Source organism: Achromobacter seleniivolatilans (assembly GCF_030864005.1).
Taxonomy (GTDB): Bacteria; Pseudomonadota; Gammaproteobacteria; order Burkholderiales; family Burkholderiaceae_B; genus Achromobacter; species Achromobacter seleniivolatilans.
In genome coordinates this window covers 1,875,958-1,902,592 of record NZ_CP132976.1, presented here as the reverse complement: position 1 = coordinate 1,902,592, position 26,635 = coordinate 1,875,958, and the positions used below count along the sequence as shown (strand labels likewise).

At 61.8% G+C, this 26,635-nt stretch carries 23 protein-coding genes; 20 read left to right on the top strand and 3 right to left on the bottom strand.

The window, feature by feature from the left end; genetic code table 11:
* Positions 1-27: 27 nt before the first annotated feature.
* The 16 genes from RAS12_RS08400 (at position 28) to RAS12_RS08325 (ending at position 17,835) form a co-directional block, all read left to right on the top strand.
* The gene (locus tag RAS12_RS08400) at positions 28-864 is read left to right on the top strand and encodes a transporter substrate-binding domain-containing protein (protein WP_371321258.1); all 837 of its coding nucleotides are present in this window, start codon (positions 28-30) and stop codon (positions 862-864) included.
* Positions 865-895: 31 nt separating this feature from the next.
* Positions 896-1,759 (top strand): transporter substrate-binding domain-containing protein, encoded by an 864-nt coding sequence (locus RAS12_RS08395; RefSeq protein ID WP_306947173.1) that lies wholly within the window; start codon positions 896-898, stop codon positions 1,757-1,759.
* The gene (locus RAS12_RS08390; protein ID WP_306947172.1) at positions 1,756-3,180 is read left to right on the top strand and encodes an FAD-binding oxidoreductase; all 1,425 of its coding nucleotides are present in this window, start codon (positions 1,756-1,758) and stop codon (positions 3,178-3,180) included. The genes RAS12_RS08395 and RAS12_RS08390 overlap by 4 nt, the downstream gene beginning before the upstream one ends.
* Complete coding sequence (locus RAS12_RS08385; protein ID WP_306947170.1) at positions 3,177-4,424, top strand: aminotransferase class I/II-fold pyridoxal phosphate-dependent enzyme; 1,248 nt, start codon at positions 3,177-3,179, stop codon at positions 4,422-4,424. Before RAS12_RS08390 ends, RAS12_RS08385 begins: the two co-directional genes overlap by 4 nt.
* Positions 4,421-5,158 (top strand): amino acid ABC transporter permease, encoded by a 738-nt coding sequence (locus RAS12_RS08380; RefSeq protein ID WP_306947168.1) that lies wholly within the window; start codon positions 4,421-4,423, stop codon positions 5,156-5,158. Before RAS12_RS08385 ends, RAS12_RS08380 begins: the two co-directional genes overlap by 4 nt.
* Entirely contained in the window at positions 5,148-5,975 is an 828-nt protein-coding gene (locus tag RAS12_RS08375; protein ID WP_306947166.1) for an amino acid ABC transporter permease, read from the top strand. Before RAS12_RS08380 ends, RAS12_RS08375 begins: the two co-directional genes overlap by 11 nt.
* A complete protein-coding gene (locus RAS12_RS08370) occupies positions 5,962-6,852 on the top strand; it encodes an amino acid ABC transporter ATP-binding protein (RefSeq protein ID WP_306947164.1) in 891 nt (296 codons plus the stop codon). Before RAS12_RS08375 ends, RAS12_RS08370 begins: the two co-directional genes overlap by 14 nt.
* Before the next feature lie 18 nt (positions 6,853-6,870).
* Positions 6,871-7,500, top strand: coding sequence for a cysteine dioxygenase family protein (locus RAS12_RS08365; protein WP_306947162.1), 630 nt, complete (start codon positions 6,871-6,873; stop codon positions 7,498-7,500).
* Positions 7,497-8,711, top strand: coding sequence for a cystathionine beta-lyase (metC, locus tag RAS12_RS08360; protein ID WP_306947160.1), 1,215 nt, complete (start codon positions 7,497-7,499; stop codon positions 8,709-8,711). Before RAS12_RS08365 ends, metC begins: the two co-directional genes overlap by 4 nt.
* 122 nt (positions 8,712-8,833) lie before the next feature.
* A complete protein-coding gene (locus RAS12_RS08355; protein ID WP_306947158.1) occupies positions 8,834-9,184 on the top strand; it encodes a VOC family protein in 351 nt (116 codons plus the stop codon).
* A gap of 6 nt (positions 9,185-9,190) precedes the next feature.
* Positions 9,191-10,120: a CysB family HTH-type transcriptional regulator gene (locus RAS12_RS08350; protein ID WP_306947156.1), complete on the top strand. Its 930-nt coding sequence runs from the start codon at positions 9,191-9,193 to the stop codon at positions 10,118-10,120.
* Positions 10,121-10,226: 106 nt separating this feature from the next.
* Positions 10,227-12,434, top strand: coding sequence for a rhodanese-like domain-containing protein (locus tag RAS12_RS08345; RefSeq protein ID WP_306947154.1), 2,208 nt, complete (start codon positions 10,227-10,229; stop codon positions 12,432-12,434).
* Positions 12,435-12,554: 120 nt separating this feature from the next.
* Complete coding sequence (locus RAS12_RS08340; protein ID WP_306947151.1) at positions 12,555-13,064, top strand: sigma-70 family RNA polymerase sigma factor; 510 nt, start codon at positions 12,555-12,557, stop codon at positions 13,062-13,064.
* Positions 13,057-14,097 carry a FecR domain-containing protein gene (locus RAS12_RS08335; RefSeq protein ID WP_306947148.1) on the top strand — a complete coding sequence of 347 codons (1,041 nt, stop codon included), beginning with the start codon at positions 13,057-13,059 and terminating at the stop codon, positions 14,095-14,097. The genes RAS12_RS08340 and RAS12_RS08335 overlap by 8 nt, the downstream gene beginning before the upstream one ends.
* 145 nt (positions 14,098-14,242) lie before the next feature.
* Positions 14,243-16,795, top strand: coding sequence for a TonB-dependent siderophore receptor (locus tag RAS12_RS08330; protein ID WP_306947146.1), 2,553 nt, complete (start codon positions 14,243-14,245; stop codon positions 16,793-16,795).
* A gap of 161 nt (positions 16,796-16,956) precedes the next feature.
* Positions 16,957-17,835: an aldo/keto reductase family oxidoreductase gene (locus tag RAS12_RS08325; RefSeq protein ID WP_306947144.1), complete on the top strand. Its 879-nt coding sequence runs from the start codon at positions 16,957-16,959 to the stop codon at positions 17,833-17,835.
* Between the two features lie 141 nt (positions 17,836-17,976).
* Here the strand turns inward: RAS12_RS08325 and RAS12_RS08320 are convergent, their stop codons facing one another.
* Together RAS12_RS08320 and RAS12_RS08315 are read right to left on the bottom strand one after the other, a co-directional pair.
* Complete coding sequence (locus RAS12_RS08320) at positions 17,977-18,528, bottom strand: hypothetical protein (protein WP_306947142.1); 552 nt, start codon at positions 18,526-18,528, stop codon at positions 17,977-17,979.
* Positions 18,488-19,069: a hypothetical protein gene (locus tag RAS12_RS08315; protein ID WP_306947140.1), complete on the bottom strand. Its 582-nt coding sequence runs from the start codon at positions 19,067-19,069 to the stop codon at positions 18,488-18,490. Before RAS12_RS08315 ends, RAS12_RS08320 begins: the two co-directional genes overlap by 41 nt.
* Before the next feature lie 435 nt (positions 19,070-19,504).
* On the opposite strand from RAS12_RS08315, the gene ku reads away from it, so the two are divergent.
* Both ku and ligD read left to right on the top strand, forming a co-directional pair.
* On the top strand, positions 19,505-20,443 hold the full coding sequence (gene ku / locus RAS12_RS08310; protein WP_306947138.1) for a non-homologous end joining protein Ku: 939 nt from the start codon (positions 19,505-19,507) through the stop codon (positions 20,441-20,443).
* Between the two features lie 2 nt (positions 20,444-20,445).
* The gene (gene ligD, locus RAS12_RS08305) at positions 20,446-23,019 is read left to right on the top strand and encodes a DNA ligase D (RefSeq protein ID WP_306947136.1); all 2,574 of its coding nucleotides are present in this window, start codon (positions 20,446-20,448) and stop codon (positions 23,017-23,019) included.
* Here the strand turns inward: ligD and RAS12_RS08300 are convergent.
* Complete coding sequence (locus RAS12_RS08300) at positions 22,941-24,353, bottom strand: 3-deoxy-D-arabino-heptulosonate 7-phosphate synthase (protein WP_306947134.1); 1,413 nt, start codon at positions 24,351-24,353, stop codon at positions 22,941-22,943. The two genes, ligD and RAS12_RS08300, sit on opposite strands and share 79 nt — an antisense overlap.
* 184 nt (positions 24,354-24,537) lie before the next feature.
* Here RAS12_RS08300 and RAS12_RS08295 point away from each other — a divergent pair, with 184 nt between their 5' ends.
* Both RAS12_RS08295 and RAS12_RS08290 read left to right on the top strand, forming a co-directional pair.
* Positions 24,538-25,464, top strand: a complete 927-nt coding sequence (locus RAS12_RS08295) for a sulfurtransferase (protein ID WP_306947132.1) — start codon at positions 24,538-24,540, stop codon at positions 25,462-25,464.
* Positions 25,465-26,631 carry a YeeE/YedE family protein gene (locus RAS12_RS08290; protein ID WP_306947130.1) on the top strand — a complete coding sequence of 389 codons (1,167 nt, stop codon included), beginning with the start codon at positions 25,465-25,467 and terminating at the stop codon, positions 26,629-26,631.
* Positions 26,632-26,635: the final 4 nt, after the last annotated feature.

Here is a 26,635-nt window from a genome sequence, read left to right as displayed (position 1 = left end):
GTTCAATGCACTCGACTCGATAACAACATGGCAACTCGCAAGACTCTGGGCGCGGCCCGTACCGCAATGACGCTGGCGCTGGCGTTCGCAGGCGGCATGGCGCATGCCGATGCCACGCTGGACAAAATCAAGGAACGCGGCACCGTCACCATTGGCGTGTTGGCCAACGGCGGCGTGTTCGGTTCGCTGGACCCTGCCACGCAGCAACTGGTGGGCTGGAACCCCGAACTGGCCAGGGAACTGGCCAAGGGCCTGGGTGTAAAGGCGGAGCTGGTGCAGGTGCAAACCGCCACGCGCACGCAATTCCTGATCTCCGGCAAGGTGGATCTGCTGATCGCATCCATGGAACTGAATCCTGAACGCGCCGAAATCCTGGGTTATGCGCCCACGCCGTTCTTCCGGGTGGGCGGCGCGGCTGCCACCTTGAAAACCAGCGGCATCACCAAATGGGAAGACCTGCGCGGCAAGCCCGTGTGCGTATCGCAGGGCAGCAGCTTTGCGCGGCCGTTGTCGGCTGATTATGGCGCCGTGGTCAAGGGCTACAAGAGCTCGTCGGACTCGCTGTTGGCGCTGCGCGGCGGCCAATGCGTGGCGGCAGTGCACGACTCCACTTTGATCCACCCCTTGCTGCGCACCAATCCGGAATGGGCTGACTACCACGCGCCTATAGCGACCGAAGTGCTGCCCGCCAATTCCGTCGTCTGGACGCGCAAGGGCGAGGCCGACACGATTGCCGCCGTAGACAAGGTGGTGCAGGACTGGCACCGCAAGGGCTGGCTGATCGCAACGGAAAAGCGCTTGGGTATCGAGCCGCCGCAGCCGCTGTTGCAGGAATTGAACGCGAAATACAAGCAGGGCAGCTGAGCATCAGCCCGGAACAGAACGGATATTCAAGATGAAAGTATCAAAGATGAAAATCGCTGCTGCCGTCGCGCTGGCAAGCCTGGCTTGCGGCGTGGCGCAGGCAGATGCGACGCTGGACAAGATCAAGCAACGCGGAAAAATCGCCATTGGCGTGGACGGGGCCAGCCCGCCGTTTGGCCTGCTGGACCCGGCCACCGGCAAGGTGGGCGGCTTTCAGACCGAGTTGGGTGAGGACATAGCGCGACGCCTGGGCGTGACACTGGAAACGGTGCCGGTCACGGCGTCCACGCGTGTGCAGTTCCTGCAGGCCGGCAAGGTGGACCTGCTGATCGCCAATATTCAATGGACGCAAGAACGCAGTGAGATTCTCAGCTACGCGCCTACCCCGTACAACCTGGTGGGCGGAGCTGCCATGGTGTCCAAGAAAAGCGGGATCAAGCGCTGGGAAGATCTGAAGGGCAAGGTGGCGTGCGTGTCGCAAGGCAGCAACTTCGCCAAGCCCTTGCAGGACACCTATGGCGCGGTCGTCAAGGGCCTGCGCAACATTCCCGAATCGCTGCTGGCGCTAAAGGGCGGTAGCTGCGATGCGTCGGTCCATATTCAACCGGCGCTGTACGAAACGCTGCATGGCCCCAATGGTCAGCAATGGGCAGACTTTGAACTGGCAACCTCAGCCCAGCTGATTCCGTCGCCCACGGTGATCTGGACGCGCCGCAATGAAGCCGACACGCGCGCTTTTGTCGACGGCGTGATCCGTGACTGGCACAAGTCGGGCTTGCTGGTGAAGCAGGCAGAACGTTTTGGCGTGCCGGCCGACTACCTGAAAGAAGCCAGTGCCAACGCTCAGACCGGCAAGTTTGAGAGCGCGCCGCCCGAGGCGCAGGCCAAGCCATGACGACGGCCACCGCAGACGCGTTGTTGGGCGCCTTGCGCGCCAGACTGGGGCAGGACTGGGTCTGGACGGGCGCGGATGCCGCGCCGTATCTGACCGATCACCGCCACCGCCTGCACGGACAAGCGATTGCGGTGGTCCGGCCCGCCGACGCCCAGGAAGTGGCCGCCGTGCTGCGGCTGTGCCATGCGGCCGGCGTGCCAGTGGTGCCGCAGGGCGGAAATACCGGGCTGATGGGCGGCGCGACGCCGGACCAGAGCGGCCATGCCGTCCTGCTGTCGTTGGGCCGCTTGAACCGGGTGCTGGAACTGGACACCGACAACGACACGATTACGGTGCAGGCGGGCTGTGTGCTGGCCACTGTGCAGGACGCTGCGCGGCAGGCCAACCGTTTGTTTCCGCTCAGCCTGGGTTCAGAAGGCAGTTGCACCATCGGCGGCAATCTGTCGACCAATGCGGGCGGCACGCAGGTGCTGCGCTATGGCAACACGCGTGAACTGACCTTGGGCCTGGAAGTGGTGACGGCCGAAGGCGAGGTCTGGAATGGCTTGCGCGGCTTGCGCAAGGACAACACCGGATATTCGCTGCGGGATCTGTATATCGGCAGTGAGGGCACGCTGGGCATTATCACTGCCGCCACACTCAAGCTCTATCCCTTGCCCGCGGGACAGGGCAGCGCGTTTGTCGGTTTTCCGTCTATCGATGCGGCGTTGGCGTTTCTGTCTTTGGCCCGCCAGCGCCTGGGCGCTGCGTTGACAGGCTTCGAACTGATCGGCCAGCCGGTGCTGGAACTGGTTGCCCGGCATGTGCCGGAACAAGCACAGCCGCTGCCCGGCTTGGCGCAGCCCTGGTACGCGCTGCTGGAAGCGTCGTCCGAAGCGCCTGACGGCGCAGGCGCGGCACTGCTGCGCCTGGCGGAACAAGCATTGGAATCAGGCTTGTTGGCAGACGCGGTGATCGCGCACAACCTGCAACAGTCCGGCGCGTTCTGGCGCCTGCGCGATGAAGCCATCGGCGTGGCGCAAGCCCGGGACGGCGGCAACGTCAAACACGACATCTCCGTGCCGATTTCGCGGGTGCCAGCGTTTCTGCGCCGCACAGCAGACGCCTTGCAAGCGCTGGACCCCGGGCTGCGGCCGATGGCGTTCGGCCATCTGGGCGACGGCAATCTTCACTACAACGTGTCGCACGACCCGGCTCGTGCGGTGCGCCATCTGTTTGCGCTCGAAGACCGCATCCATGACGTGGTGCATGCCCAGGCGCATGCGCAGGGCGGCTCGATCAGCGCCGAACACGGCATCGGGCAAGTCAAGCGCGATGCCTTGCCCCATTTCAAGAGCCCGTTGGAGCTGGCGCTGATGCGCCGCATCAAGCAGGCGCTAGACCCTTTGAACCTGATGAATCCCGGAAAGGTATTGTCATGACTGACTCTTTGTTCCCTGGCGTGCTGTCACGACGCGCGCGTAGCGCCGAGCTGTCGCCCATTGCCGCCGCTGGCGCGCGCGCGGCCAAGCTGGCAGCAGCAGGCCGTTCCATTATTGTGCTGACGTCCGGCGAACCGGATTTCGATACCCCGGCGTCTATCAAGGCTGCTGCGATTTCGGCGCTGGACCAGGGCAAGACCAAATATACGCCCACTGCCGGCACGGCCGCGCTGCGTAGCGCAGTGGCTGATGGCTACCGCGAACGCCATGGGCTGGACGTGGATGGCGCGAACGTCATTATTTCCAATGGCGGCAAGCAGGTCATTTACCTGGCGTTGAATGCAACCCTGGATGAGGGAGACGAGGTCATCGTGCCCGCGCCGTACTGGCCCACCTTTCCTGATGCTGTGCGCATCAATGGCGGCGTGCCCGTCATAGCGCACACGCGGGCCGAAGACGGTTTCAAGCTCACGCCGCAGGGTTTGCGCGATGCCATCACGCCGCGCACCAAGTGGCTGATCCTGAATTCGCCGGGCAATCCAACCGGCGCGGTCTATACGGCGCAAGAGCTTGCGGCTTTGGCGCAGGTGCTGCGCGACGCGCCGCAGGTGCTGGTGCTGTGGGACGAAATGTATGAAGAAATCTGGTTTGGCCAGCCGCCCGCGCATCTGCTGCGCGTGGCGCCAGACCTGATCGATCGCACGTTGATCGTCAATGGGGTATCCAAAGCCTATGCGATGACCGGGTGGCGCGTCGGCTGGGGTACCGGGCCCAAACCCTTGATTCACGTGCTGGAAGCCGTGCAGTCACAGGTCTCGTCGGGTCCAAGTTCCTTGGGCCAGGCGGCCGCGCTGGCCGCCCTGCAGGGCGTGGCGGACGGGTTCGTCGAGACCGCCCGCCAAGCGTATGCGCGACGCGCGCAACGCGTGGAGGACGGGCTGGGCAGCGTGCCGGGTTTGCAGGTGCACGCGCCGCAAGGTTCGTTCTTTGCGTGGATCGGAGTTGGCGGATTGATTGGCGCCTTGCGCCCCGATGGCAGGCCCATTGAACATGATGGCGATGTGGCCGACTGGTTGTTGGAGTCCGAGGGCGTCGCAATCGTGCGTGGCGCGGCCTATGGTTTGTCGCCGTATCTGCGGCTGTCTTTTGCGGCGTCCGATACGAACATCGACGCGGCCATTGAACGCATCCATCGCGCCGTGGCGGCGCTATCCGCGGTCACGGCGCTGGAGGCCGCCGCATGATGGATTCGGTTCTGCAGGCCTGGGTAGCGTTCTTCAAACCCCTGGGCCTTAACTACAGCTTTGTCATGGACCCGGGCGAATTGTCCGCGTTCGGACACGGCCTGCTGGTGACGTTGCAGCTGTGCGCGTGGACGATTCCGGTCAGCCTGGTGTTCGGCGTGCTGATCGCCGCTGCGCTCACCAGCGGCCGCCCGTGGCTGGCGCGGCCGCTGCAAGCCTTTGTGGAAGTCACCCGCAATACGCCGACGCTGGTGCAGCTGTACTGCGCATTTCTGGTGTTGAACATGCTGATCACGCAAAAGCTGGGCGGCGGCAATCCGATCACGCCCTTTGCGTGGGTGGTGATCGTGGTGGCGCTGCACAAAGGCGTGTTTCATGCCGAGGCCCTGCGCGCTGGCATCGAGGCCGTGCCAACGGTCACGATGGAAGCCGCCCGTTCGCTGGCATTTTCGCGGCGGCAGATTCTGACGCAGGTGCAACTGCCGTTGGCCGTGCGCTTTGCTTTACCCGCGCTGGTCAACAACCTGGTGGATCTGGTGAAGATGACGGCGATCGCCTCGGCCATTGCCGTCGGTGATGTCACTTATGAATCCATCATGATCTGGTCGCATCGCGACAACGTGCTGGAACTGCTGCTGTTGATCCTGCTGTATTTCGGCCTGCTGACCTGGCTGGTCAGCGTGGGCGGTCGGTGGCTGGAAGAACGTTTGAGGATGCCCGGCTATGGCCAATGATCTGGTCTTGAACGCCGGCCGAGCCCGGCCGCAGGCGACGCTGCCCGCATTGCTGTCCGCCGTGCTGCGTGATCCCTGGTTTGTGCTGCTGCTGGCATTGGTGGCGCTGGGCGTGGGGTGGGCGGTTACCGGCACCACGCCGGCTGCCGTCCAGGCGTTGTGGCACTGGTCGCCGGCTTTGTTGCGCGGGCTGGGGGTGAACATCCAGATCAGTGTGTTGGCGATGGCGCTGGGCACGATTGCGGGGCTGGTGGTGGGAGCGCTGTCGCTGTCGCCGTCACGTGTATTGCGCCGCCTGACGCGCGCCTACGTGCTGCTGTTTCGCAATGCGCCCATTCTGGTGCTGGTCTATTTCACAACGTATGTCTTCCCCTTTGAATTGAATCTGGGCGGTTGGAATCTTCCGTTTCCGGATTGGATCAAAGTGGTGATCGGTCTGGGGCTGCCCGCCAGCGCCAACGTGGCCGAGATCTTTCGCGGGGCGATCCAGTCGATACCCAGCGCGCAATGGGAAGCCGCGCAGTCGCTCGCTTTCAGGCGCACGCAGATCTTTCGCATGATCGTGCTGCCGCAGTGTGTGCGCCGCATGTTGCCGTCGTGGATGAATCTGTACGCCAGCATCACGATGAGCACGTCGCTGGCATCGCTGGTGGGCGTGCACGATCTGGTGGATACCGCCACCGTGGCCAGTAACACTGTCGCCCGCAGCGACTTCACCATTCTTGTCTATTTCACGCTATTGGCGCTGTTTTTCGCCTATTGCTATCCCATCGCGCGTTGGACGCGGTATCTGGAACGACGCCATGAGCATCATTGATTTCGAGGCGCGCGCCGCCTCATTCCAAGCAAGCGCGCAGGCCTCGGCTGCGGCTTCCGATAGTTCGCCGCTGGTCAGCTTGCGCGACGTCCACCTGGCGTTTGGCCAGACCGAGGTGCTAAAGGGCATCGACGTCGAGGTCAAACAGGGCCAGGCGGTATCCATCATCGGCCCTTCGGGTTCTGGCAAATCCACCATCCTGCGCTGCATCACGGGCCTGTTGCGGCCGCAGCGCGGCACGATTGAAGTCAGCGGGGTGCAGGTAGACGGATTGAAGACGGAGGCGGACTTCATTGCGCTGCGCAAGCGCGTGGGGTTCGTATTCCAGCAATACAACCTTTTTCCGCATTTGAGCGTGCTTGAAAACCTGGTGATCTCGCCCGTGAAAGTGGGTGGGCAGCCGCGTGCCAAGGCCGAAGCGCGGGCGCGTGAACTGTTGGCCAAGGTGCGCATGGAGCACAAGGAAGGCGCATACCCCGGCGAATTGTCGGGCGGGCAGCAGCAGCGCGTGGCGATTGCGCGCGCGCTTGCCATGCAGCCGGAACTGATTCTGTTTGATGAAGTGACTTCCGCGCTGGACCCCGAGATGGTGGGAGAGGTCCTGACCGTGATCCGGGACCTGGTGCAGGACGGCCTGACCTGCATGCTGGTTACGCATGAAATGCGCTTTGCCGAAGAGGTCAGTGACACCGTGTACTTCACGGAAGCCGGTCACATTGTTGAATCCGGTCCGCCTGCGCGAATTTTTGGATCGCCTGACAGTGAACGGACCCGGGCCTTTCTGCAACGTTCATCCGGCGCATCGGCGGCGCGCAAGACGGCGCCTGATCCCATAGAAACCTATCTGACTTTCGATCCGCTGCGCCTGGCAGTGTGAATCCCTTTGGAGTTATCCATGAGCACTGAATCCGCGATTACCGCCGAACGCCGCCAGCATGTGCAGGCGGCCCTGTCCGATATCCAACGCTTGCTGAAGGCAGCAGAACCCGTGACGCGCGAGCAGCTTGCCGCAGTCACGACCCGCCTGGAACAGCTGGCGCAGCGGCAGGAACTGTTTCCCGTGACGGAATTTCCGCCGCCCGAGGCCGGGCAAGGCGTGGGCGCATCCACGCGCTACCGTCTCAATCCCGAGGCAGCGCCTGGCGTCCCCGCGCTTTATCTGAATTCCATCAACCCGGGCAAGACCACGCTGCCGCACAACCACACGACATGGGCCTGCATCGTGGCGCTGTCCGGCCAAGAATTGAATCGCGTCTACCGGCGCAGCGACGATGGCTCACAAGCCGGTCGCGCAACGCTTGAACAGGTGCGAGAAGTCGTTGTGCAACCTGGGCAGTCGGTATCGTTTCTGCCCGACGACATCCACAGCATTCACGTGACGGGCGACACGCCGACCTTGCACTTTCACCTTTACGGCCAGCCTCTGGAAACGCTGTCGGGCCGCATAGGCATTGACTTGGAGACGGGACAGATCCTGAACTACAACACCACGCAAATGAAGCCCGGCCAAGAGGTGCGCGCATGAGCCTCGACCTCGCCCGTGTTCAAACCCGGCTGGTGCATGCCGGATCACCCGAGCTGAAAGACGGGTCCGGCCCCGTCAACGTGCCTGTCGTGCGTACCAGCACGGTGCGCTTTGCCGATACGGCGGCTCACGCCGCGCTGAATCAGCAGCGTGCGGCCGGGGGCAGGGTGGCGACGTATGGCCGTCATGGCCTGGATACGCATCAGGCGTTGGAAGAAACCGTGGCATCGCTGGAAGGCGGCTATCGCACAGTGCTGGCGCCGTCGGGCCTGTCGGCGATTGTGCTGGTGCTGCTGGCCACCTTGGCGCCGGGCGAGCACGCGCTGGTGGCAGACAGCGTGTATTCCCCGGTGCGCCGGGTGGATCAGGCGCTGCTACAGCGCTACGGCATCGAGGTTGAATACTTTTCAGCCACGAAAGACGATCTGGAACCGTTGATCCGCCCGAACACGCGGCTGCTCTATCTGGAATCGCCCAGCTCCTTGCTGTACGAAGTGCTGGACCTGCCCGCGCTTGCTGCAGTCGCGCGCCGCCACGGCGTGCTGGTGGCGGCTGACAACACCTGGAGCGGCGGCCTGTATTACCAGCCGTTGGCGCTGGGCGCGCATATTTCGATCCAGGCCGCGACCAAGTATCTGGCGGGGCACTCCGACGTGATGATGGGCGTCGTCACCGTGGACAGCGCTGAATTGGCGAAGAAGATTGGCGTCACGTACGACGCGCTAGGCTTGTCGGTCGGCGCGGATGATGCCTATCTCACGCTGCGCGGGCTGCGCACGCTGGACGTGCGCTTGGCGCGTCATCAAGAAAATGCGTTGGCCGTGGCGCAGTATTTGTCGCGGCATGACGATGTGGCGCGTGTCTTTTACCCGGCGCTGGAACAAGATCCCGGCCATGCGTTGTGGCAGCGCGACTTCAGCGGCGCAAGCGGCCTGGTGTCTTTTGCGTTCCAGCATCCTGACGCTGCCGCCGCCGCGCGCTTCATCGATGCGCTGCGCTACTTCTCGATAGGCGCATCGTGGGGCGGCTATGAAAGCCTGGCGCTGGAAGCCGCGCCCGCGCGGCTGGCCGAGCACAGCCATTGGCAAGATGGCACAAACAAACAGTCCGTCGTGCGGCTGCATATCGGGTTGGAAAGCCCCCTGGATTTGATCGATGACCTGGAACGCGCCTTCACCGCGACACGCGACGCATTGCGCCGCAGCGCTTGAGGTATATGCAAATAAGCCAATTTCTTTAGGGTTTCTGGCTATGTAGAAGCAATTACAACCTCTTTGTCCGGTTGTACCTTCGGGTACTAGAATTTGTCCTGTTTCACGGCTGGAAGCAGGACATGTCTTCTATTCTCTCGATTGACTCGGTACAGCTTCCCTTCTTGTCGCGCCGGCTCGATGCCGTCCGCGAGTTCTATCAGCGCGTCATCGGTCTGGACGAAATGGACAGCGCCGATGACCAGCGCCTGCTTTATGCGCTGGGTGGCGCCACCTTGTCGCTGTCGCCCGTGACCGAAGTCAGCCGGGCCGTCAAACCCGATTATCTGGCCATCAAAACCCACGCTTATGACGAGATCCTGGCGCGCTTGCGTCTGGCCGGCCATCACCCGGTCTGTTCCTTACCCGACGCCGTACCGCGCGTTATGTATGTGAAAGATCCCTCTGGCAATCAATTGGCCATACTGGGCTGAGGCGCGATGAACTTCCAACAACTCAGATCCGTGCGTGAAGCCGTGCGCCAGGATTTCAACCTGACCGATGTGTCCGAAAGCCTGCACACGTCGCAGCCCGGCGTCAGCCGCCAGATCCGCGAACTTGAAGAAGAGGTTGGGGTAGATATATTCGTGCGCTCGGGCAAACGCCTGATCGGCCTGACGCCGCCGGGCGAACTGATTCTGCCCTTGGTTGAACAGATTCTGCAATGCGCCGACAACATTCGTCATGCGGGCGCGGAATACGCCGATAGCCGCAGCGGAGTGCTGTCGATTGCGGCCACGCACTCGCAAGCGCGCTACGCGCTGCCGCCCGTCATCAAGGAGTTTCGTCAGCGCTATCCCGATGTGGTGTTGCATCTGCACCAAGGTTCGCCCAAGCAGGTATCGGAAATGCTGCTGGAAGGCGAGGCCGATATCGGCGTTGCGACCGAAGCCGTGGCGGACTACCCGGGCCTGGTGAATCTGCCGTGCTACCGCTGGAGCCACAGCATCATCGTGCCTCGCGGTCATCCTCTTGAACGTCAGCATGACGGCGTCAGCCTGTCGCAGTTGTCGCGCTACCCCATCATTACGTATGGGCACGGCTACACAGGGCGGGCGCACATCGACGAAGCCTTCGCACGTGCCGGCATTACGCCCGATATCGTCATGACCGCCATGGATGCGGACGTGATCAAGACCTATGTGGAATTGGAATTGGGCGTGGGTATTGTGGCGGCGGTGGCCTGGGATGCAGAGCGCGATACGCGCCTGTGCGCCATTGATGCGCGCCATCTTTTCGAGATCAACCTGACGCGGTTGGCCATCCGGCGCGGCGCGTGGCTGCGAGGCTACGCTTTCCATTTTGTCGAGATGTTTGTGCCGACCCTGACGCGTGAAGTCGTAGAACGCGAGCTCAAGGGCGAAGCCTAGCGTTTGGTAGGCGCCGCATATCCATAGTCACATTTCTACGTTGTCCGGTTGGGGCAGGCGGACGTAGGCTGACCTTCTCTTCATCCTAGGAAGTCCGGGTCATCTTATGAGCACATCTACCCAGCCGGCCGCTACGGCCCGCTCTACACACACCGAACGCGCTGAAGCGGTCAGCGCTTTCATTGCACAGGCCCGTCAGCTGGCGCCTGACGCCGCGCACGCCACCCTGGAACAATTGCAACAGGTGGCACAACTGCTGGAGGGGTTGGGCCAGCGCCGCGAGCTTTTTCCCGCAGACGCCTTTTCCGTGGTGCCGGGCCGTCCCACTTCCATCTACCGGCTGGCCGAAGACATCGATGGCGGTTATGCGCTGTATCTGTCCTTGGGCGAACCGGGCAAGGCGCAACCGCCGCATGACCACACCACCTGGGCCATCATTGCGGGTGTGGCGGGTGACGAACGCAACGAAGTCTATACGCGCGCATCCAGCGCCGATCCGCTGCGCGATGTACTGACCCACGTTCGCCGCGTGGACGTGGGGCCGGGCAACTCAATTGTGTTAGGCCCGGGCGACGTCCACACCATCGAGCTGGTGGGCGATCAGCCTGGCGCGCATCTGCACTTTTATGGTTTGGCGCTGGACCGTCTGCATGGCCGCGTGGTGTTTGAAAGCACGGCAGGCGGCACGTACCGCACGTTTTCTCCGCCTGCCGCGATCTATCATGCGCGCTTGACCGCGCAGCAATTGCAGGACGAGTTGCGTGGTGATGCAGAGGTCGCCGTGCTGGATGTGCGCGAGGCCGGCCGCTATGCCCGCCGTCATTTGTTGAACGCGGTGCCCGCGCCGCTGTGGCGGCTGGAACTGCTGGCGGACCGCCTGGTGCCACGCCGCAACACCCGTATTGTGCTGGTGGACGACGACGAAACTCAGGCGCATCAGGCTGCCGCCAAGCTGACGCGTCTGGGCTGGACGGATATCTCGGTGCTGGCGGGCGGCACCGATGGCTGGGAACGAGAGGGCCGCGAGCTGTTCTCCGGCACCAATGTGCCCAGCAAAGCGTTTGGCGAAGTCATCGAGCACGAAAAACACACGCCCTGGATCGATGTGGATGAACTGCACGAGCGCGTCGCTCGCGGCGACGACATCGTGGTGGTGGACAGCCGCACGCCAGAGGAATTCCACAATTTCACTCTGCCTTTTTCGCACAGCCTGCCCGGTGCGGAACTGGTCTATCGCATCCGCGAACTGGCGCCCGATCCCAAGACCTTTGTGGTGGTGAACTGTGCCGGCCGCACGCGCAGCATTGTCGGCGCGCAGACACTGATTGATGCCGGTATCCCAAACCGCGTCGCCTCGCTGCGTAACGGCACCATGGAATGGTTGCTGTCGGGCCGTGAGTTGGCCTATGGCCGCCATGCCGCGTTGCCTGAACCCGGCGCGGCCTCGCTTTCCGCCGCGCGCGAGCAGGCCCGCGATGTTGCGCAGCGCGCGGGTATTGGCTATATCGACGCGGCGACGCTTCAGTCGTTTGAGGCAGAGCAGGGCACGCGCACGCTCTACAAGTTTGATGTGCGCACGCGTGAAGAATATGAAACCGGCCACCTTGAAGGCTGGCGTTGGGCGCCCGGCGGCCAGCTGGTGCAAGCCACGGATGAATACCTGGCGACGCGCCGCGCTCGCGTGGTGCTGGCCGATTGGGATGGGGTGCGGGCGCTGACAACCGGGGCGTGGCTCGCGCAGTTGGGCGCGGTTGAAGTCTATCTTTATCAGCCGCCCGCGCTTGCCGCGTTGCAAAGTGGCGCTGAACCGCGCCGTGTGCTGCGCCATCGCCCGGATGCGGCGGGGGTGCACGCGCAGGCATTGCGCGCCGTGCTGGATGGAGGCGAAGCCATCGTGTTTGACGTGGAATCCCGTATTGCCTATGAGCGCGGTCACGTGCCCGGCGCGCGCTTTTCGGCGCCCGACCGTCTGGCCGAGTTCTTGTCGCCAGACGATCACCGCGCCATTGTGCTGACGTCGTCCGATGGCGTGCTGGCCAGCGTGGTGGCGGCAGAGTTGGCGTGGCGCGGCAAGCGCGCGGTTCAATACCTGCTGGGCGGCACTCGCGCCTGGAAGACGCAGGGCCTGGACCTGGCCACGGGTTCGGCCGGCGTGCTGACGGGCGATGACGATCAAAGCATCAGCCCATATCTGTTTGACGATCTGTCGGCACGCGATCAGGGTTTCAGGGAATATCTGGATTGGGAGCTGGGCCTGGTCGAACAGCTGCAACGTGATGGCAGTGCAGATATCAGGCTGATCGCGGCGGGCTAGGGGTGGTGGCGCGGGCGCGACAAGACGCTTGGGCGGCGGGCTTATTGTTGATAACAATTCCCATTAGCAGTAAGATGCCGCCGTCTGTTTCCCTCGTCGCGCCGCCGCCCGAAACCCATCATGATTGTTCCCGAAGAGAGCCGTCCGCAAAGCGTGGCGACGTTGTACGCCGACCATCATGGTTGGCTGCAAACGTGGTTGAGCCGCAAACTGGGCGACTCTTTCGAGGCCGCGGATCTGGCGCATGACACCTTTTTGCGTGTGCTGCGCCGCGGCTTGAGCGAGGGGCTGCAATCGCCACGGGCCTACTTGACGGTGATTGCAGGCGGCCTGGTCAATGACCACTGGCGCCGCCGCGCACTGGAAAAAGCCTGGCTTGAAGTCCTGGCAAACCGGCCGGAACTGGTGGAGCCTTCGCTGGAAGAGCGAGCCATCATTCTGGAAACCCTGGAGCAAATCGCTCGCCTGCTGGACGGGCTGCCGGCGATGGTCCGCGAGTGCTTTCTGCTGTCGCAACTGGATGGCCTGAGCTATCCGAAAATTTCTGAACAGTTGGGTGTCAGTGTCAATCGCGTCCAGAAAGCGATGACGCTGGCCGTGACGCATTGCTATAAGGCGCTGTATGTCTGAAGGCGTCGCGTCTGGCCGTGCGGCAGCCGATGGCGCGGTGGCCGAAGCGATCGTCGAACAGGCCGTTGGCTGGTACGTGCGGCTGGCCTCTGGTGTACATACCGCTGCAGACGAGGCGGCCTGTGCGCGCTGGCGGCAGGCGCATCCTGATCACGACCGCGCCTGGCAGCGGCTGCAATCCTTGAATGCAACGGTCAGCCGCGGCGCCGCCCGCATCGACTCCTTGGCGGCCCGAAGCACGCTGGCCCGGGCCAGCAGCCTGTCGCATCGTCGCCGCGCATTGAAGGCGCTGGTCTGGGCGGGCGCGGGCGGCCTTGGCTGGTACGGCGTGCAAGAGCAGGCCATGTTGCGCACGCAATTCGGCACGCTCACCGCTGACTTGAGTACGTCGTCAGGCGAGTTGCGCGACGTGACGCTGGCCGACGGTACGCGTTTGCAGCTGAACACCGCTACTGCGGTGAACGTCCAGTACTCGGGTGGCGAGCGGCGCATCGTGCTGCTGCAAGGCGAGGTCATGGTGACGACCGCGCCTGACAGGGCGGGGCGGCCGTTCGTGGTGGGTACACGCGAGGGAACCTTGCAGCCCATCGGCACCCGCTATGCAGTCTGGCGCGGCCCGTCCGCGGGCGGCGACTATGACGTGACCAGCGTGGCGGTCCACGAAGGTCAGGTTCAGGTGCGCAATGCGGATGCGGCGGCGGGCGCCATGATGGTCTTGCGTGCAGGCGAGCAGACGCGCTTTAGCCGTTTGCGTATCGAACCCGTGGTGGCGTTGGATGAAAACCGTCAATCCTGGGCGGGCGGCAGCCTGACCGCCGCCGGCATGCGCCTGGCGGATTTTGTCGAGAACCTGGCGCGTTACCGGCCAGGGCGGCTGCGCTGCGCGCCCGAAGTCGGCAATCTGATCATTACGGGCGCGTGGCCGTTGAATGGTCCGGACCCCACGGACCGCATTCTGGAATCCCTGGAGCGGCGTTTGCCGCTGCGCGTGCATCGGTACACGCGCTATTGGGTCACGATCGCCGCGCGTTGATGGCGTACGGCGTGCTGTTACAAAATACTTGGCAGTTTTCTCAAACTTGTCCGGCTTAGGAGTCGAAGCAAGTCGAGACAAACATGATGTGGGTCCCGTGCTGGGCTTCGCTCCAACCACAAGCTACAGCAAAGGAATCCTATCCATGGCGCCTGCCTCCCCGCAGACATCTCACACTTCATCCAAGCGCCGCCCGGCGCCGCGCCTTGCCCGTCTGACGCCGCTGGCCTATGCCTTGTTGCTGCCAGCGGTGGGCCTGGCAGCGTGGGGACCCGACGTGCGCGCCCAAGCCGCCACCGTCGCCAACGGGATGATCCGGTATGACATTCCGGCCAGCAGTCTGGATCAGGCGCTAAGCCGCTACGGCGCGCAGTCCGGCGTGCAGATCGCGGTCAATGGCGAATTGACCGCAGGGCTGCGCAGCGCGGGTCTCAAGGGTGAATACGGCGCCAGCGCAGCGTTATCGGCGCTGCTGGCGGGAACGGGCCTGGAAGCCATACGCGATACCAGCGGCGAATACAGCCTGCGCCGCGCGGCGCGTGAACAGGGGGGCGTGACACAACTGGCTCCCGTGACCGTGTCGGGATATGGCGATTCGTCCACGGAAGGGTCGGGATCGTACGCTGCCAGCCGTGTGTCGCTGGCCAAGGGGCAGGAGTTGCGCGAAGTCCCGCACTCGGTCACGGTGATCACGCGGCAGCGCATTGAAGACCAAAACCTGACGACGCTGTCCGACGTGCTGGACAAAACGACTGGATTAACGCTGCAACGTGCTGGCAACAGCGCAGGTTCTTCGCTGGGCAACGACACCAACTTCTATTCGCGCGGTTTCGCTGTCAGCAATGTGCAGATCGATGGCGGTGCGCCGATGGAGTCCGCGATGAACGGGTTCGGCTCCATCAGCCAGATCGACATGGCGCAGTACGACCATGTTGAATTCTTGCGCGGCGTGGATGGTTTGTTTTCCAGCACTGGCGACCCAGGCGGCACGGTCAATCTGGTGCGCAAACGTGCCAAGGCCGAGACGCAAGGCAGTTTTTCAAGTTCCATCGGCAGTTGGAACAATTACCGCGTCGAAGGCGACATCACTGGCGCGCTCAATGCCAGCGCTACGCTGCGCGGCCGCGCGGGCGTGGCCTATCAGGACCGCGACTATTTCTACGACACGGCCAAGATGCGCACGCGCCTGGTCTATGGATCGTTGGAGTTCGACCTGACGCCGCAGACCTTGTTGACGCTGGGCGCCAGTTATCAGGATGGTGACGGCATTCCCGATTTCGCAGGGTTGCCGCGCTACAGCAACGGCGCCGACCTGGGCCTGTCGCGCAAGACCGCGCTGATTCCGCCCTGGGCCTATACGCATGACAGTACCCGCGAGGTCTACGCCAAACTGGAACACCGCTTCAATGACAAGTGGTCAGTCAACGCCAATGCCTTGTATTCCACCATGCGCCGTGACCACTCTGGCGCCTACGGCTATGGCGGCGTCGATCCCATCTCGGGGCAGGGCAACTATCTGTACACCTTCCCCGAAGTCAACGACATGAACCGGCTGGCGTTGGATGTGAACGTGAAAGGCGCAGTGGATGCGTTTGGCTTGCGGCATACGTTCATGCTTGGCGCGGATTACCAGCGCGGCAAGGCGGATTCATCGCAGTACTACGGCTATCAAGGCGAGCCGGTCAATGTCTTCAATCCCGTGTGGCCGGCGGCCGACCTTGAGGCGACGCCGCTTAAAGACAGCTACTACACCACTGAAAAGCGAGCCTTCTACGGCATGGCCCGGTTCAGTCTGACGGAAGCTACCCACCTGATTGCTGGCGGCCGCTACTCCAACTACTCGTACAAAAGCGATTCCTGGGAAACCAACGGCAGCGGCTACCGCTCTGGTCTGCGGCATCTTAAAGAGTCGGACGTCTTTACCCCGTATGTTGGCCTGACTTACGACGTGCTGGAAGACTGGACCGTCTACGCCAGCTACGCCGAGACCTTCAAGCCGCAGTACATGCAGCGCAAGGGGCCGGAACCCGGCACGCCGTTGGATGCGGTAAAAGCCAAGAACTATGAGCTGGGCTTGAAGGGCGAGGTGTTTGGCGGGCGCGCCAATGCCACCTTTGCCGTTTACCGCATCGAACAAACGGGCGCCGCAGCGGAAGACCCGCGCTATCCGCGTTCGTGGGGCGCGTTCAACTGCTGCTACATCAACCAGGGCAAGATCGTCAGCGAAGGCTTCGAGGCCGAACTGGCGGGCGAGGTGGCGCCAGGGTGGCAACTGTCGGCGGGTTACACGTACAACCACAATGCCGATAAGCAGGCCAAGGAGTCGTTCAGCACCATTACGCCCAGGCACATGATCAAGCTGTGGAGTACGTATCGGCTGCCCGACGGCTTGAACGCGTGGTCGCTGGGCGGCGGCGTGACGGCGCAAAGCGCGACGTTTGTCCGCGGAACGGCAACAGCCTACAACGCAGCGACCGGGCAGTGGGATGGCGAAGACGTGCCCTTCAAGTTCTCGCAGGCCGGTTACGCCGTATGGGGCGCCCGCGTGGACTACCGCATCAACCCGCAGTGGTCGGTGGCATTGAACGTCAATAACCTGTTCGACAAGCACTATTACTCCGGCGTGGGCACCAGCGCCAGCGGAAACTTTTATGGTGAACCGCGAAGCTACTACCTGACGCTGCGCGGCACGTTCTAGTTCGCCGTATGGCCCGCTAAACGGGTGCGGCGCAAATAAGGCTCATGCTCTTGCGCATGGGCCTGCTTCGTTGACGCCCGGCATTGAACCCGGTGATGTTTTGCCCGATTATCCAGGGCTCGGGAAAAGACTAAGCTTGCGGATCACTCTGGAGATTTCCTATGCAGCCGATTCAGCAAGCAGGTACCTACGCACTTGGGAGCAAGCAGGTCACGCGCCTGGGTTATGGCGCAATGCAACTGGCGGGTCCGGGCGTCTTTGGGCCGCCGCGCAACCGAGACGCGGCATTGACCGTGTTGCGCGAGGCGGTCGCCAGTGGTGTCAACCATATCGACACCAGCGATTTCTACGGCCCGCACGTCACCAACCAGATCATCCGCGAGGCGCTGGCGCCTTACCCGGACGATCTGGTGCTGGTCACCAAGATTGGCGCGCGGCGCGGCGAAGACGCGTCATGGATACGCGCCGACAGCGGCGCTGAGTTGGAACGCGCGGTGGAAGATAACCTGCGCAATCTGGGGCTGGAGACGCTGGATGTCGTCAACCTGCGCCTGATGTACGGTGTGCATGGGCCGGAAGAAGGTTCGATAGCAGAACCGCTATCCGCGCTGATCGGTCTGCAACAACGCGGCCTGGTGCGTCACATTGGACTCAGCAATGTGACGGCCACGCAGATCCAGGAAGGGCGCAGTCTGTGCGATATCGTTTGCGTGCAGAATCAGTACAACCTGGCGCACCGCGAAGACGACGCCTTGATCGATGCTTTGGCGCAAGATGGTATTGCCTACGTGCCCTATTTTCCGCTGGGCGGTTTTACGCCCTTGCAGTCCGAAACCCTGACGCAGGTTGCGCAGCGCTTGAGCGCGACGCCGATGCAGGTGGCGATTGCGTGGTTGTTGCAGCGCGCGCCCAACATCCTGGTGATTCCGGGCACGTCTTCGGTGGCACATCTGAGAGAGAACCTGACTGCTGCCAATCTGCATCTGCCTGAAGACGAAGTTCGCGAGCTGAACGGCATAGCGGGCGTGGGCGCCGTTTGAGTCGGGCGGCCTCGCGATAGACGTCACGCGGTTCGTACATGAAAGGCCAATGCGGTATCAGTCTGCCGCAGAAGCCTGTCTTCATGACCTAATTCGGGTGGGCGCCAAAAATAGCAGATGCGGCGACAAGTTCGTTTCAAATCAGGGTGCTAATCCATAATACTTTAATGGCTGGCACTCACGAGATGCTCGCCGTGTCTTCAAATAATCCGTCAAGCATTCTATGTTTTCCTTTATCTGAATTTTTTCAGCTTCAGATAAAGCGTTGAGCGTTTTATCTGCTGCCATGACGGAGCGGTACTGCATGATGGCATAGTTAATATCGGCTTCGACTCCAAGCTGTGTGTTTCCTTTTTGAGTTCGGATTTCCCCCAGCATGTAAAGATTAGCCATTGCGTATTCAGTCAATACTTGCGGACTTGGATAGCGAATGGCGCTTTCCCCAAACGATTTGGCGGCGGCGGACCAATACTTCCTGCGTTTGTATTTCAAACCCTCGTCAAAGGAAAATGCAGCGCCTTTTTTGTCGACGCCTTCCGGATTGTCCTGTAGCCATTTGGTAATTACTTCAGGCTTAGTCAGCTGCTTCTGCGTTAAAAACTCTCCTGATAAGGAGTCACTGTAAACAGGCCCCGCCCATACCAAGAATGCGCTAAGCCACAACCGTGACAGTGCCGACCGTTTTTCCATCATTCCCTCTGCAAAGAATTAGATGACGATAAAGATCCGTCCATTTGTTTGCATCAACTGTAATGCAACCCGCGCTGACTGCGCCTGGATGTAGATATCGGTCATTGTTATAGGCGACTGCATTTCCTATTCCAAGATAAAACCAACTTTTTGCATAATCTGACCGGCTTGTGTAATTCGAGCCTCCAGGGTGTGGGAAGTCTGGAATTTGAATGGGGTACGTTCCGACAGGTATGGAGTTAGTCTCTGAGGTAATCGCTTTTATCCTGCCGCCGGGATATGTAAGCAGTTCACCATTCAAACTGAAGGATAAGCGAGCCGCTGGCTTGTATCCAGGATTGCCGATTTTGAGATAGCCAGTGATGACCGAACATTTTTTCCCGGCATGCACTCCCTCTTGCACAACGAAAGTGTCTCGCCCGCCCGACGAACCCTCGTATTTTACTTTTAGATACTCCGGCAATGATATTTCTTTGCCGGATGGCTGTAGTTTCACTCTTAGCCACCCAGAAGTTCCATTGGCCGTATATCGTTGCTCAGACATTCCATGCCTCTAATTATTTAGTGATCGGACGCGCTCAGTACTTCTGTATCTGTTTCAGCCGACGTTGATTCGACTCGTTCTTTCTTGATCGTCACGCTTGTCGAAGATATCCACCTGTTGAAAGAAAAACCATAGGCCTTGTCCTAGATAGGGTTTTGCACAAAATGAGGAAATCTGCTGGTAGCAGATTCATTCGTTTCTGTGTTGAAAGCTGATTCGCAGATAGCAGAGTCCCTCCCTTCTGATTGCATGGCCAGTCACTTGCAAGTTTTCGAATCTGTGGCGGGTGAGGGCGGGGCAGCGCCGACCTTGGAGATCGCCGCAATGCACCGCAATGCAGGCATGAAACTTGCTGATTGACCGCGGCAGCCTGAGAGCACTCGGGCGTCCTGCAAAGGCGGCGCATGCGCCGTCCTTTGCGTCAGGGAGGCAATCATGGCAACAAGAACCATCTGGAAGGGGGCTATTTCCTTTGGTTTGGTCCACATTCCTGTCGGTTTACACACCGCTACGACCGAATCGGGCGTGGATTTTGACTGGCTGGATAAGCGGTCGATGGACCCTGTCGGGTACAAGCGCATCAATAAGCGTACCGGCAAGGAAATCGACAAAGACAACATCGTGAAGGGCGTGGAGTATGAAGACGGTCAGTACGTCATCATTTGCCCTGATGAGATCGCCGAAGCGTATCCACGCACCACGCAAACCATTGAAATCCAGCAGTTTGTGGACGCGGCCGACGTGTCCTTTGTTTATTTGGAGCGCCCGTATTACGTGGCGCCCGTCAACAAAGGGCAGAAAGTCTATGCCTTGCTGCGCGACACCCTGACCAAAACGGGCAAGATCGGTATCGCAAAAGTCGTTATCCAGACCAAGCAACATCTGGCGGCGCTGATTCCGCTGGGAGACGCGCTGGTGCTGAATCTGATGCGATGGGGCGACGACGTCAAATCCGTGGACGAACTGGATCTGCCCAAGGCGGGCGCCAAGAACATGACCCCTAGCGCCAGCGAATTGAAGATGGCCAAGATGCTGGTGGAAGACATGTCCGGTCACTGGGACCCTGATGAATTCAAAGATGAATTCAAGGCGGCAGTAATGGGTCTGGTGGAAAAGAAGGTGAAGGCAGGCAAAACCGAAACGGTGGTCGAGCCTCAGGAAGAAGCGCCCGCTTATGCAGACAATGTGATTGATCTGACGGAGTTGCTGCAACGCAGCTTGAAGGGGGCGGCAGGCGGCAAGAAGGCAGCGAAGTCCAGCGCAGAGCCCGCTAAAAAGGCGACGCCCAAAAAGGCGGCGGTGAAAAAAACGGCCGCAAAGAAAACGCCAGCGAAAGCATCCAAGGCACCCAGCAAAGCGCGTAAGGCGGCGTGACCATGACCGACAGCCTTAAAAAGTACCGCGAAAAGCGCAATTTCGCGGTGACCTCGGAGCCAGCCGACGGTGGCGAGGCCAACGAGGAAGCGAGGGCGTTTGTCATTCAGAAGCATTGGGCCAGCCACTTGCACTACGACTTTCGGCTGGAGCTGGACGGCGCCATGAAGAGCTGGGCGGTACCCAAGGGCCCCAGCTACGATCCGTCGGTCAAGCGCATGGCCGTGCAGGTTGAGGATCATCCCATCGCCTACAACGAGTTCGAAGGCCAGATCCCAAAGGGCGAATACGGCGCGGGCAAGGTGATCATCTGGGACGAGGGCAGTTGGACGCCGGTTGGCGACGCCCTCGAGGGTTATCGGGCAGGGCATCTGAAATTTGATCTGCATGGCGTAAAAATGCAGGGACGCTGGGCGCTTGTGCGCATGAAAGGCAAAGAAACCGATAAGCAGCCGGCCTGGTTGCTGATCAAGGACAGGGACGGCCATGCCCGGGCTGAACGCGAGTTCAGTGTCGTGGATGAGATGCCGGATAGCGTCGTTCCGCTGCGTAAGCGGGTGTCCAAGACCAAAGCCAAGACCACAGCCGACTCCAATTCCAACTCCCGCGCCAACGCCAAAGCGTCCAAACGCAAACAAGCGCCAACGTCCGATGACGAGCCGCTGCCCGGCCAGGCTGCTGACCTTCCTGATTCAATGAAACCCCAGCTTGCGACGTTGGCCGACGGCGTGCCTGGCGGCGCGGCGGATTGGCTCTACGAAGTGAAGTTCGACGGCTACCGCTTGATGGCCCGCCTGGATGCGTCCGGGGTCAAGCTCTACACGCGCAATGGCCACGATTGGAGCGAGAAGATGCCGCATCTGCTCGGCGCGTTCCGCAAATTGCCGTCGCAATGCGCCTGGGTCGATGGCGAAGTGGTGGTGCTGAACGATAGCGGCGTGCCCAGCTTTCAGGCGCTGCAAAATGCCTTCGATAGCGAGCGCACCAGAGACATCATTTTTTATGCCTTCGACCTGCCGTTTATCGGCGGGCGCGACTTGAGGCAGGAACCGCTGACAGTGCGCCGGGGATTGCTGGCGCAACTGATGGCCGCTGGCGATGCTGAGTGCCTGCGATTCAGTGAGGACTTTGATGTGGCGCCCGACCAGCTCGTCGCGTCCGCCTGCAAAATGGGGCTTGAGGGCATTATGGCCAAGCGCCGGTCTTCCCCCTATGTGTCACGCCGCACGGATAGCTGGATCAAGGTCAAGTGCGCGCAGCGTCAGGAATTCGTGATCGTGGGCTACACCGCGCCCAAGGGCGGACGAGTCGGGCTGGGCGCGCTGCTGCTGGCGGTACACGAGGCGGATGGCGCGCTGCGCTACGCGGGCAAGGTAGGGACGGGCTTTGATGACCAGGGCTTGCGGCATCTGCAAGAACAACTGGCCAGGATCAAGACTGACGCAAAGCCCGTGGCGGTAGCGGCAGCAGAAGGCAAAGGCGTGCAGTGGGTGCGGCCCGAAGTGGTTGCCGAGGTCTCGTTTGGAGATTGGACCGATGGCGGGCACATACGCCATGCTGTCTTTCGCGGGTTGCGGCAGGACAAGCCGGCGCGCAACATCACCCGAGAGAAGACGGTCCACGCGAAAGACGTGAAAGCGCCGGCGGGCAACGCAAGCGCCGTGCCTGCCGCCGGCCGTTTGAAGCCGGGCAAGCTGACGCATCCGGATCGGATCATCGACGCATCAACGGGCGGCACCAAACTTGATCTGGCTCGCTATTACGGCTTGGTGGCGCCTTTGCTGCTGCATCATCTCAAAGCCCGTCCCGTGTCATTTCTGCGGGCGCCGTCCGGCATTGACGGGCAGTTGTTTTTTCAAAAGCACCTTGAATCCGACATGCCCGGCGTCCTGACGCTGCCCGTGCATCTGGACCCTGGCCACGCGCCGCTGTTGGAAGTTGCCACGCTGGAAGCTGTCATGTCTGCCGTGCAGATGAATGTGGTGGAGTTCCATACCTGGAACGCCACGAAAGACGCCATAGCAAAACCCGACCGGATGACATTCGACCTGGACCCAGGTGCAGGGGTGGCCTGGACCTCTATGCGGCAAGCGGCCAAGCTGGTGAGGATAATGCTGGAAGAGCTGGGCTTGCGCGCATGGTTGAAAACCAGTGGCGGAAAGGGCTTGCACGTTGTCGTTCCGTTGCGCAGGCAATACGACTGGGACACCGTGAAGGCATTTTCGCAAGCGATTGTGCGTCATCTGGCCCAAACGCTGCCGCAGCTATTCGTGGCGAAAAGCGGCCCTTCCAATCGCGTCGGGAAAATCTTTGCCGATTATCTGCGCAATGGTTTTGGGGCGACGACCGTGGCGGCATGGTCTGCACGCGCGCGTCCCGGCTTGGGGGTTTCCGTTCCGGTCGCATGGGACGAACTGGAAAAAATCAGCGGCGGCGCGCATTGGAACATCAGCAATATCCATACGCGATTGGACGTGGCTAACGCGCCGTGGGATGACTACACACCGCAGGCTTTGGGCGGCGCCATGTCGGCGATGGGGTTCAAAGCGACCGCCGCCAGCAAATCGTCCGTATGAACCATCAGCTCACGAACCTGCCGCAGCATGAGGTATTGGTTCAACACTGACGCCCATTTTGGCGATTCCAGTAGCGCGTCCCATATCGGCAGAAGCTGTAGAGAATCGGCGGATCGCTGCTCCGCCACCGCGCATCCGAATTCCACGCTGGCGGGTGCAGCTAGCAGTTGCATCCGGCTTGACGTAGTGAGCAGGCGCGGCCAGGCGTCGGCCGGTGCGTTGCAACAGTACAGAACGGTTCGGGCCAGGGCCGGTTCGTCGGTAGTCAGCGCGCGTAGCGATGCGCCGCGCAAAGGAACGAGCCCTTGCTTGCTTTGAAAGGAATAAACCGCATTTTCTTCGGCGTGCGCCAGCAGATGCAATCCGCGCAACAGGCGGGGCAGGTCTGTCGTTGCCGCGTCAACGGACGCCTTCGCTTCCGCAAGCAGGCACACGTCCCAGACCGGTTCGGCGTTCTCGTTCTGTGCCAGTCGCAGCAAGACGGCGTCCCACTCGCTCTTGGCATGGTCAGCGCTGCCGGGAATAGACGCTGGCACGCGCATCGAGGTAACGACGCGATAGCGTCCCGGCGTGTGTTCGCTGTCATCCAGCCGCCGCGCCAGCGCTTCGAGCGCCTGGGACGTCAGGGCTTCAACGGCCGCGCCGCGCTGCTGCGCGGCATTCCCTACCGATAGGGCTTCAGGGCTGCCCGGACGATGGGAAAAGCGGTTCCATAGCGTCTGGTACGTTCGGACCTGTTCATCAGCCGACAACTCATCCAGCCGTTGCAGGCGCGCAAGCGCCGCGCCTTGGATCAGCCGCGTCAAACCCTGCTGGACCCGTGCCGTGTTCCTGACGTCAGGCATAGCGCGAATCCGCGTTGCGATCTCTGACAGTGCGGGCCAGGATGCCGAGGACGCGGCTTCCTGCAATTGTGCCAAGGCATCACGCAGCGGGCCTGCCGGCATGCGCAGCAGTTTGGCCGGATGGGCAAGATTGTTAGCGCTTGCCTGGATGTCGCGTCGGTCCTGATCCGCGTGCGCGGCCAGCGATGCGTATTCCTGCACCTGCGCCGACCGCTTGCGCAGCACCATGGCCTGAAAGGCCGGGTCGCCGCGATCCGGGGCCATCGCTTCATGAATCATGCGCGCCAGCGCATCGATGAACTGGTGCTTTAGAGCGGCCTCCGGAGGTGTGCCAAAAGCCACGGCCTTGCGGGCCTCTTCGATCACTATGCCCAGCGCCGCAGCGGGATGGATGGTGGGCGTTGCCGCAGGCATCGCAGGCACGCGATAGCGGCGGGCGACCGCTATCAGGGTGGCATCAAGCAATGGAGGGACTGGCTGCAAGGTCATTGTTCAAGGCAGTGCTGGGGCAAGGCAATAGTAAGCCGAGGGGCATTGTGTTCGGGCTGCGGTTGCTGACAACTACCTGAATCAGTAATCAGAATATAAAAACAAAGTCGTTCGTGCGGCGCGGGCAGACCGATATCGTCCGGGTTTCAAAGGCTCAACAGTAGCCGTACTCAGGAGAAGTCTCATGTCCGCACGCAAACTGCTGCTCGGCGTCTTTGCCGCGCTGGCAACCGTCGTTTCCTTTCCGGCGACGGCGCAGCACGCCAAATATCTGGTCACGACCGAGTGGCTGGAAAAAAACCTGAACGACCCGAAGGTGAGGGTAGTGGAGGTCAGCGTCAACCCTGGCCTGTTTGAACGCGGCCACATTCCCGGCGCCGCCAATGTCAGCTGGCATACCGATCTGGTCGATACGGTGAATCGCGATATTGCTCCGCCCAAACAATTCCAGGCGCTGCTGGCGCGTTCGGGAATCAACGCCGATACCACCACGATTCTGTACGGCGACAACAACAACTGGTTCGCGGCTTGGGGCGCGTGGATTTTTGATATCTATGGCATCGACAATGTGAAGATCCTGGATGGCGGGCGCAAGAAGTGGGAAGCCGAAGGGCGGCCGCTATCGAACAGCGCCAAGATCCAAACGGCGGGCACCGCCCAGATCAAACAGCCGAATCCGGCCTTGCGCGCCCACTTGCAAGACGTGCTGGCCGTGGCGCGCAACGACAAGCAGGGCGTGCTGGTGGACATCCGTTCGGCCGATGAATACAACGGCAAGATTTTTGCGCCCAATGGCGTGCCGGAACTGGCTGTGCGGGCTGGACACGTGCCGGGTGCCGTCAACGTGACGTGGAGCAAGCTGGTAGCTGAAGACGGCACGTTCAAGTCGGCAGCCGAGCTGAAGGCGATCTATCAGGCCGCTGGCGTGGATGGCAGCAAGCCCATCATCACGTATTGCCGCATTGGCGAGCGCTCCAGCCATTCGTGGTTCGCGCTGCGCAAGCTGCTGGGTTATGACGTGCGCAACTACGACGGCTCCTGGACCGAATACGGCAATAGCGTCGGATCGCCCATCAGTAATCCGTCGGGCACCGTGTGGGGCAAGACCTGAGTGAGCACCCTGCGCTATGTTTCGGCCGCCACGGTGCTGGCGGCCGTTTTTGTTGCAGCCTGGCTGCTGGCGTCCCTGCCTGAGGCCGGACGCAGCCTGTCGCTATCCGTGCTGCTGGGCGCGGCGTTCGGCATTGTGCTGCAACGCTCGCGCTTCTGCTTTTACTGCATTGCCCGCGACTTTATCGACCGCAAGGAGACGGCCGGCATGTACGCGGTGCTGATCGCGCTGGGCGCGGGCACCTTGGGTTACCACGCGGTGTTCGGCGCGTTTCTGCCGGTGCCATCGCCGGACCGTTTGCCGCCCGGCGCGCACATCGGTCCGGTGAGCCTGGCGTTGGTTGCCGGGGCGTTTGTGTTTGGTGTGGGCATGCGGGTGTCGGGATCATGCATCAGCGCGCATTTCTACCGGCTGGGCGAAGGGGCGCTGGCATCGCCGTTTGCGTTGCTGGGGGCGGGCCTGGGTTTTGTGCTGGGGTTCGCAACCTGGAACACGCTCTACCTGGCATGGATCCAGGAAGCGCCGGTGGTGTGGCTGCCGCAACAACTCGGTTATGGCGGCACGGTGCTGCTGCAAGGCGTAGTGCTGGCGGCGCTGGCTTGGGCGGTCAGCCGGCGGGGCGGTGCGAAACCCGTTGCGGCCCAAGCCGCTACGTCGCCTTGGCTCGCGGTGTTGCGGGATCGCTGGCCACCGGCTGTGGGCGGTATCTTGGTAGGGTTTATCGGCGTGATCGCCTATTTGCGCATTGCCCCGCTGGGCGTCACGGCGGAACTGGGCAGCGTGGCAAGAACCGTGGCGTCGTCTACCGGATGGCTGCCTGGCCGCCTTGAAGGGCTGGACACCTTTGCCGGCTGCGCTACGGTGGTCAAAAGCGTGCTGTTGTCGAACAACGGCGCGTTTGTGCTGGCGCTGGTGGCGGGGGCGTGGTCGGCGGCTCTTGCGGCGGGCGCTTTCCGGCCCAAGCTGCCATCGTTGAAAGACATCGCCCGCAATTTTGGGGGCGGCGTGCTGATGGGCTGGGGCGGGATGACGGCACTGGGATGCACCGTGGGCACTTTGCTGTCGGGGGTGATGGCAGGCGCGCTGTCGGGATGGATCTTCGGCGCCGCCTGCTTCGCAGGTGTCTGGGCGGGCTTGCGCGCGGTGCGCGCGCCAGCAGCCGCCTGACCGC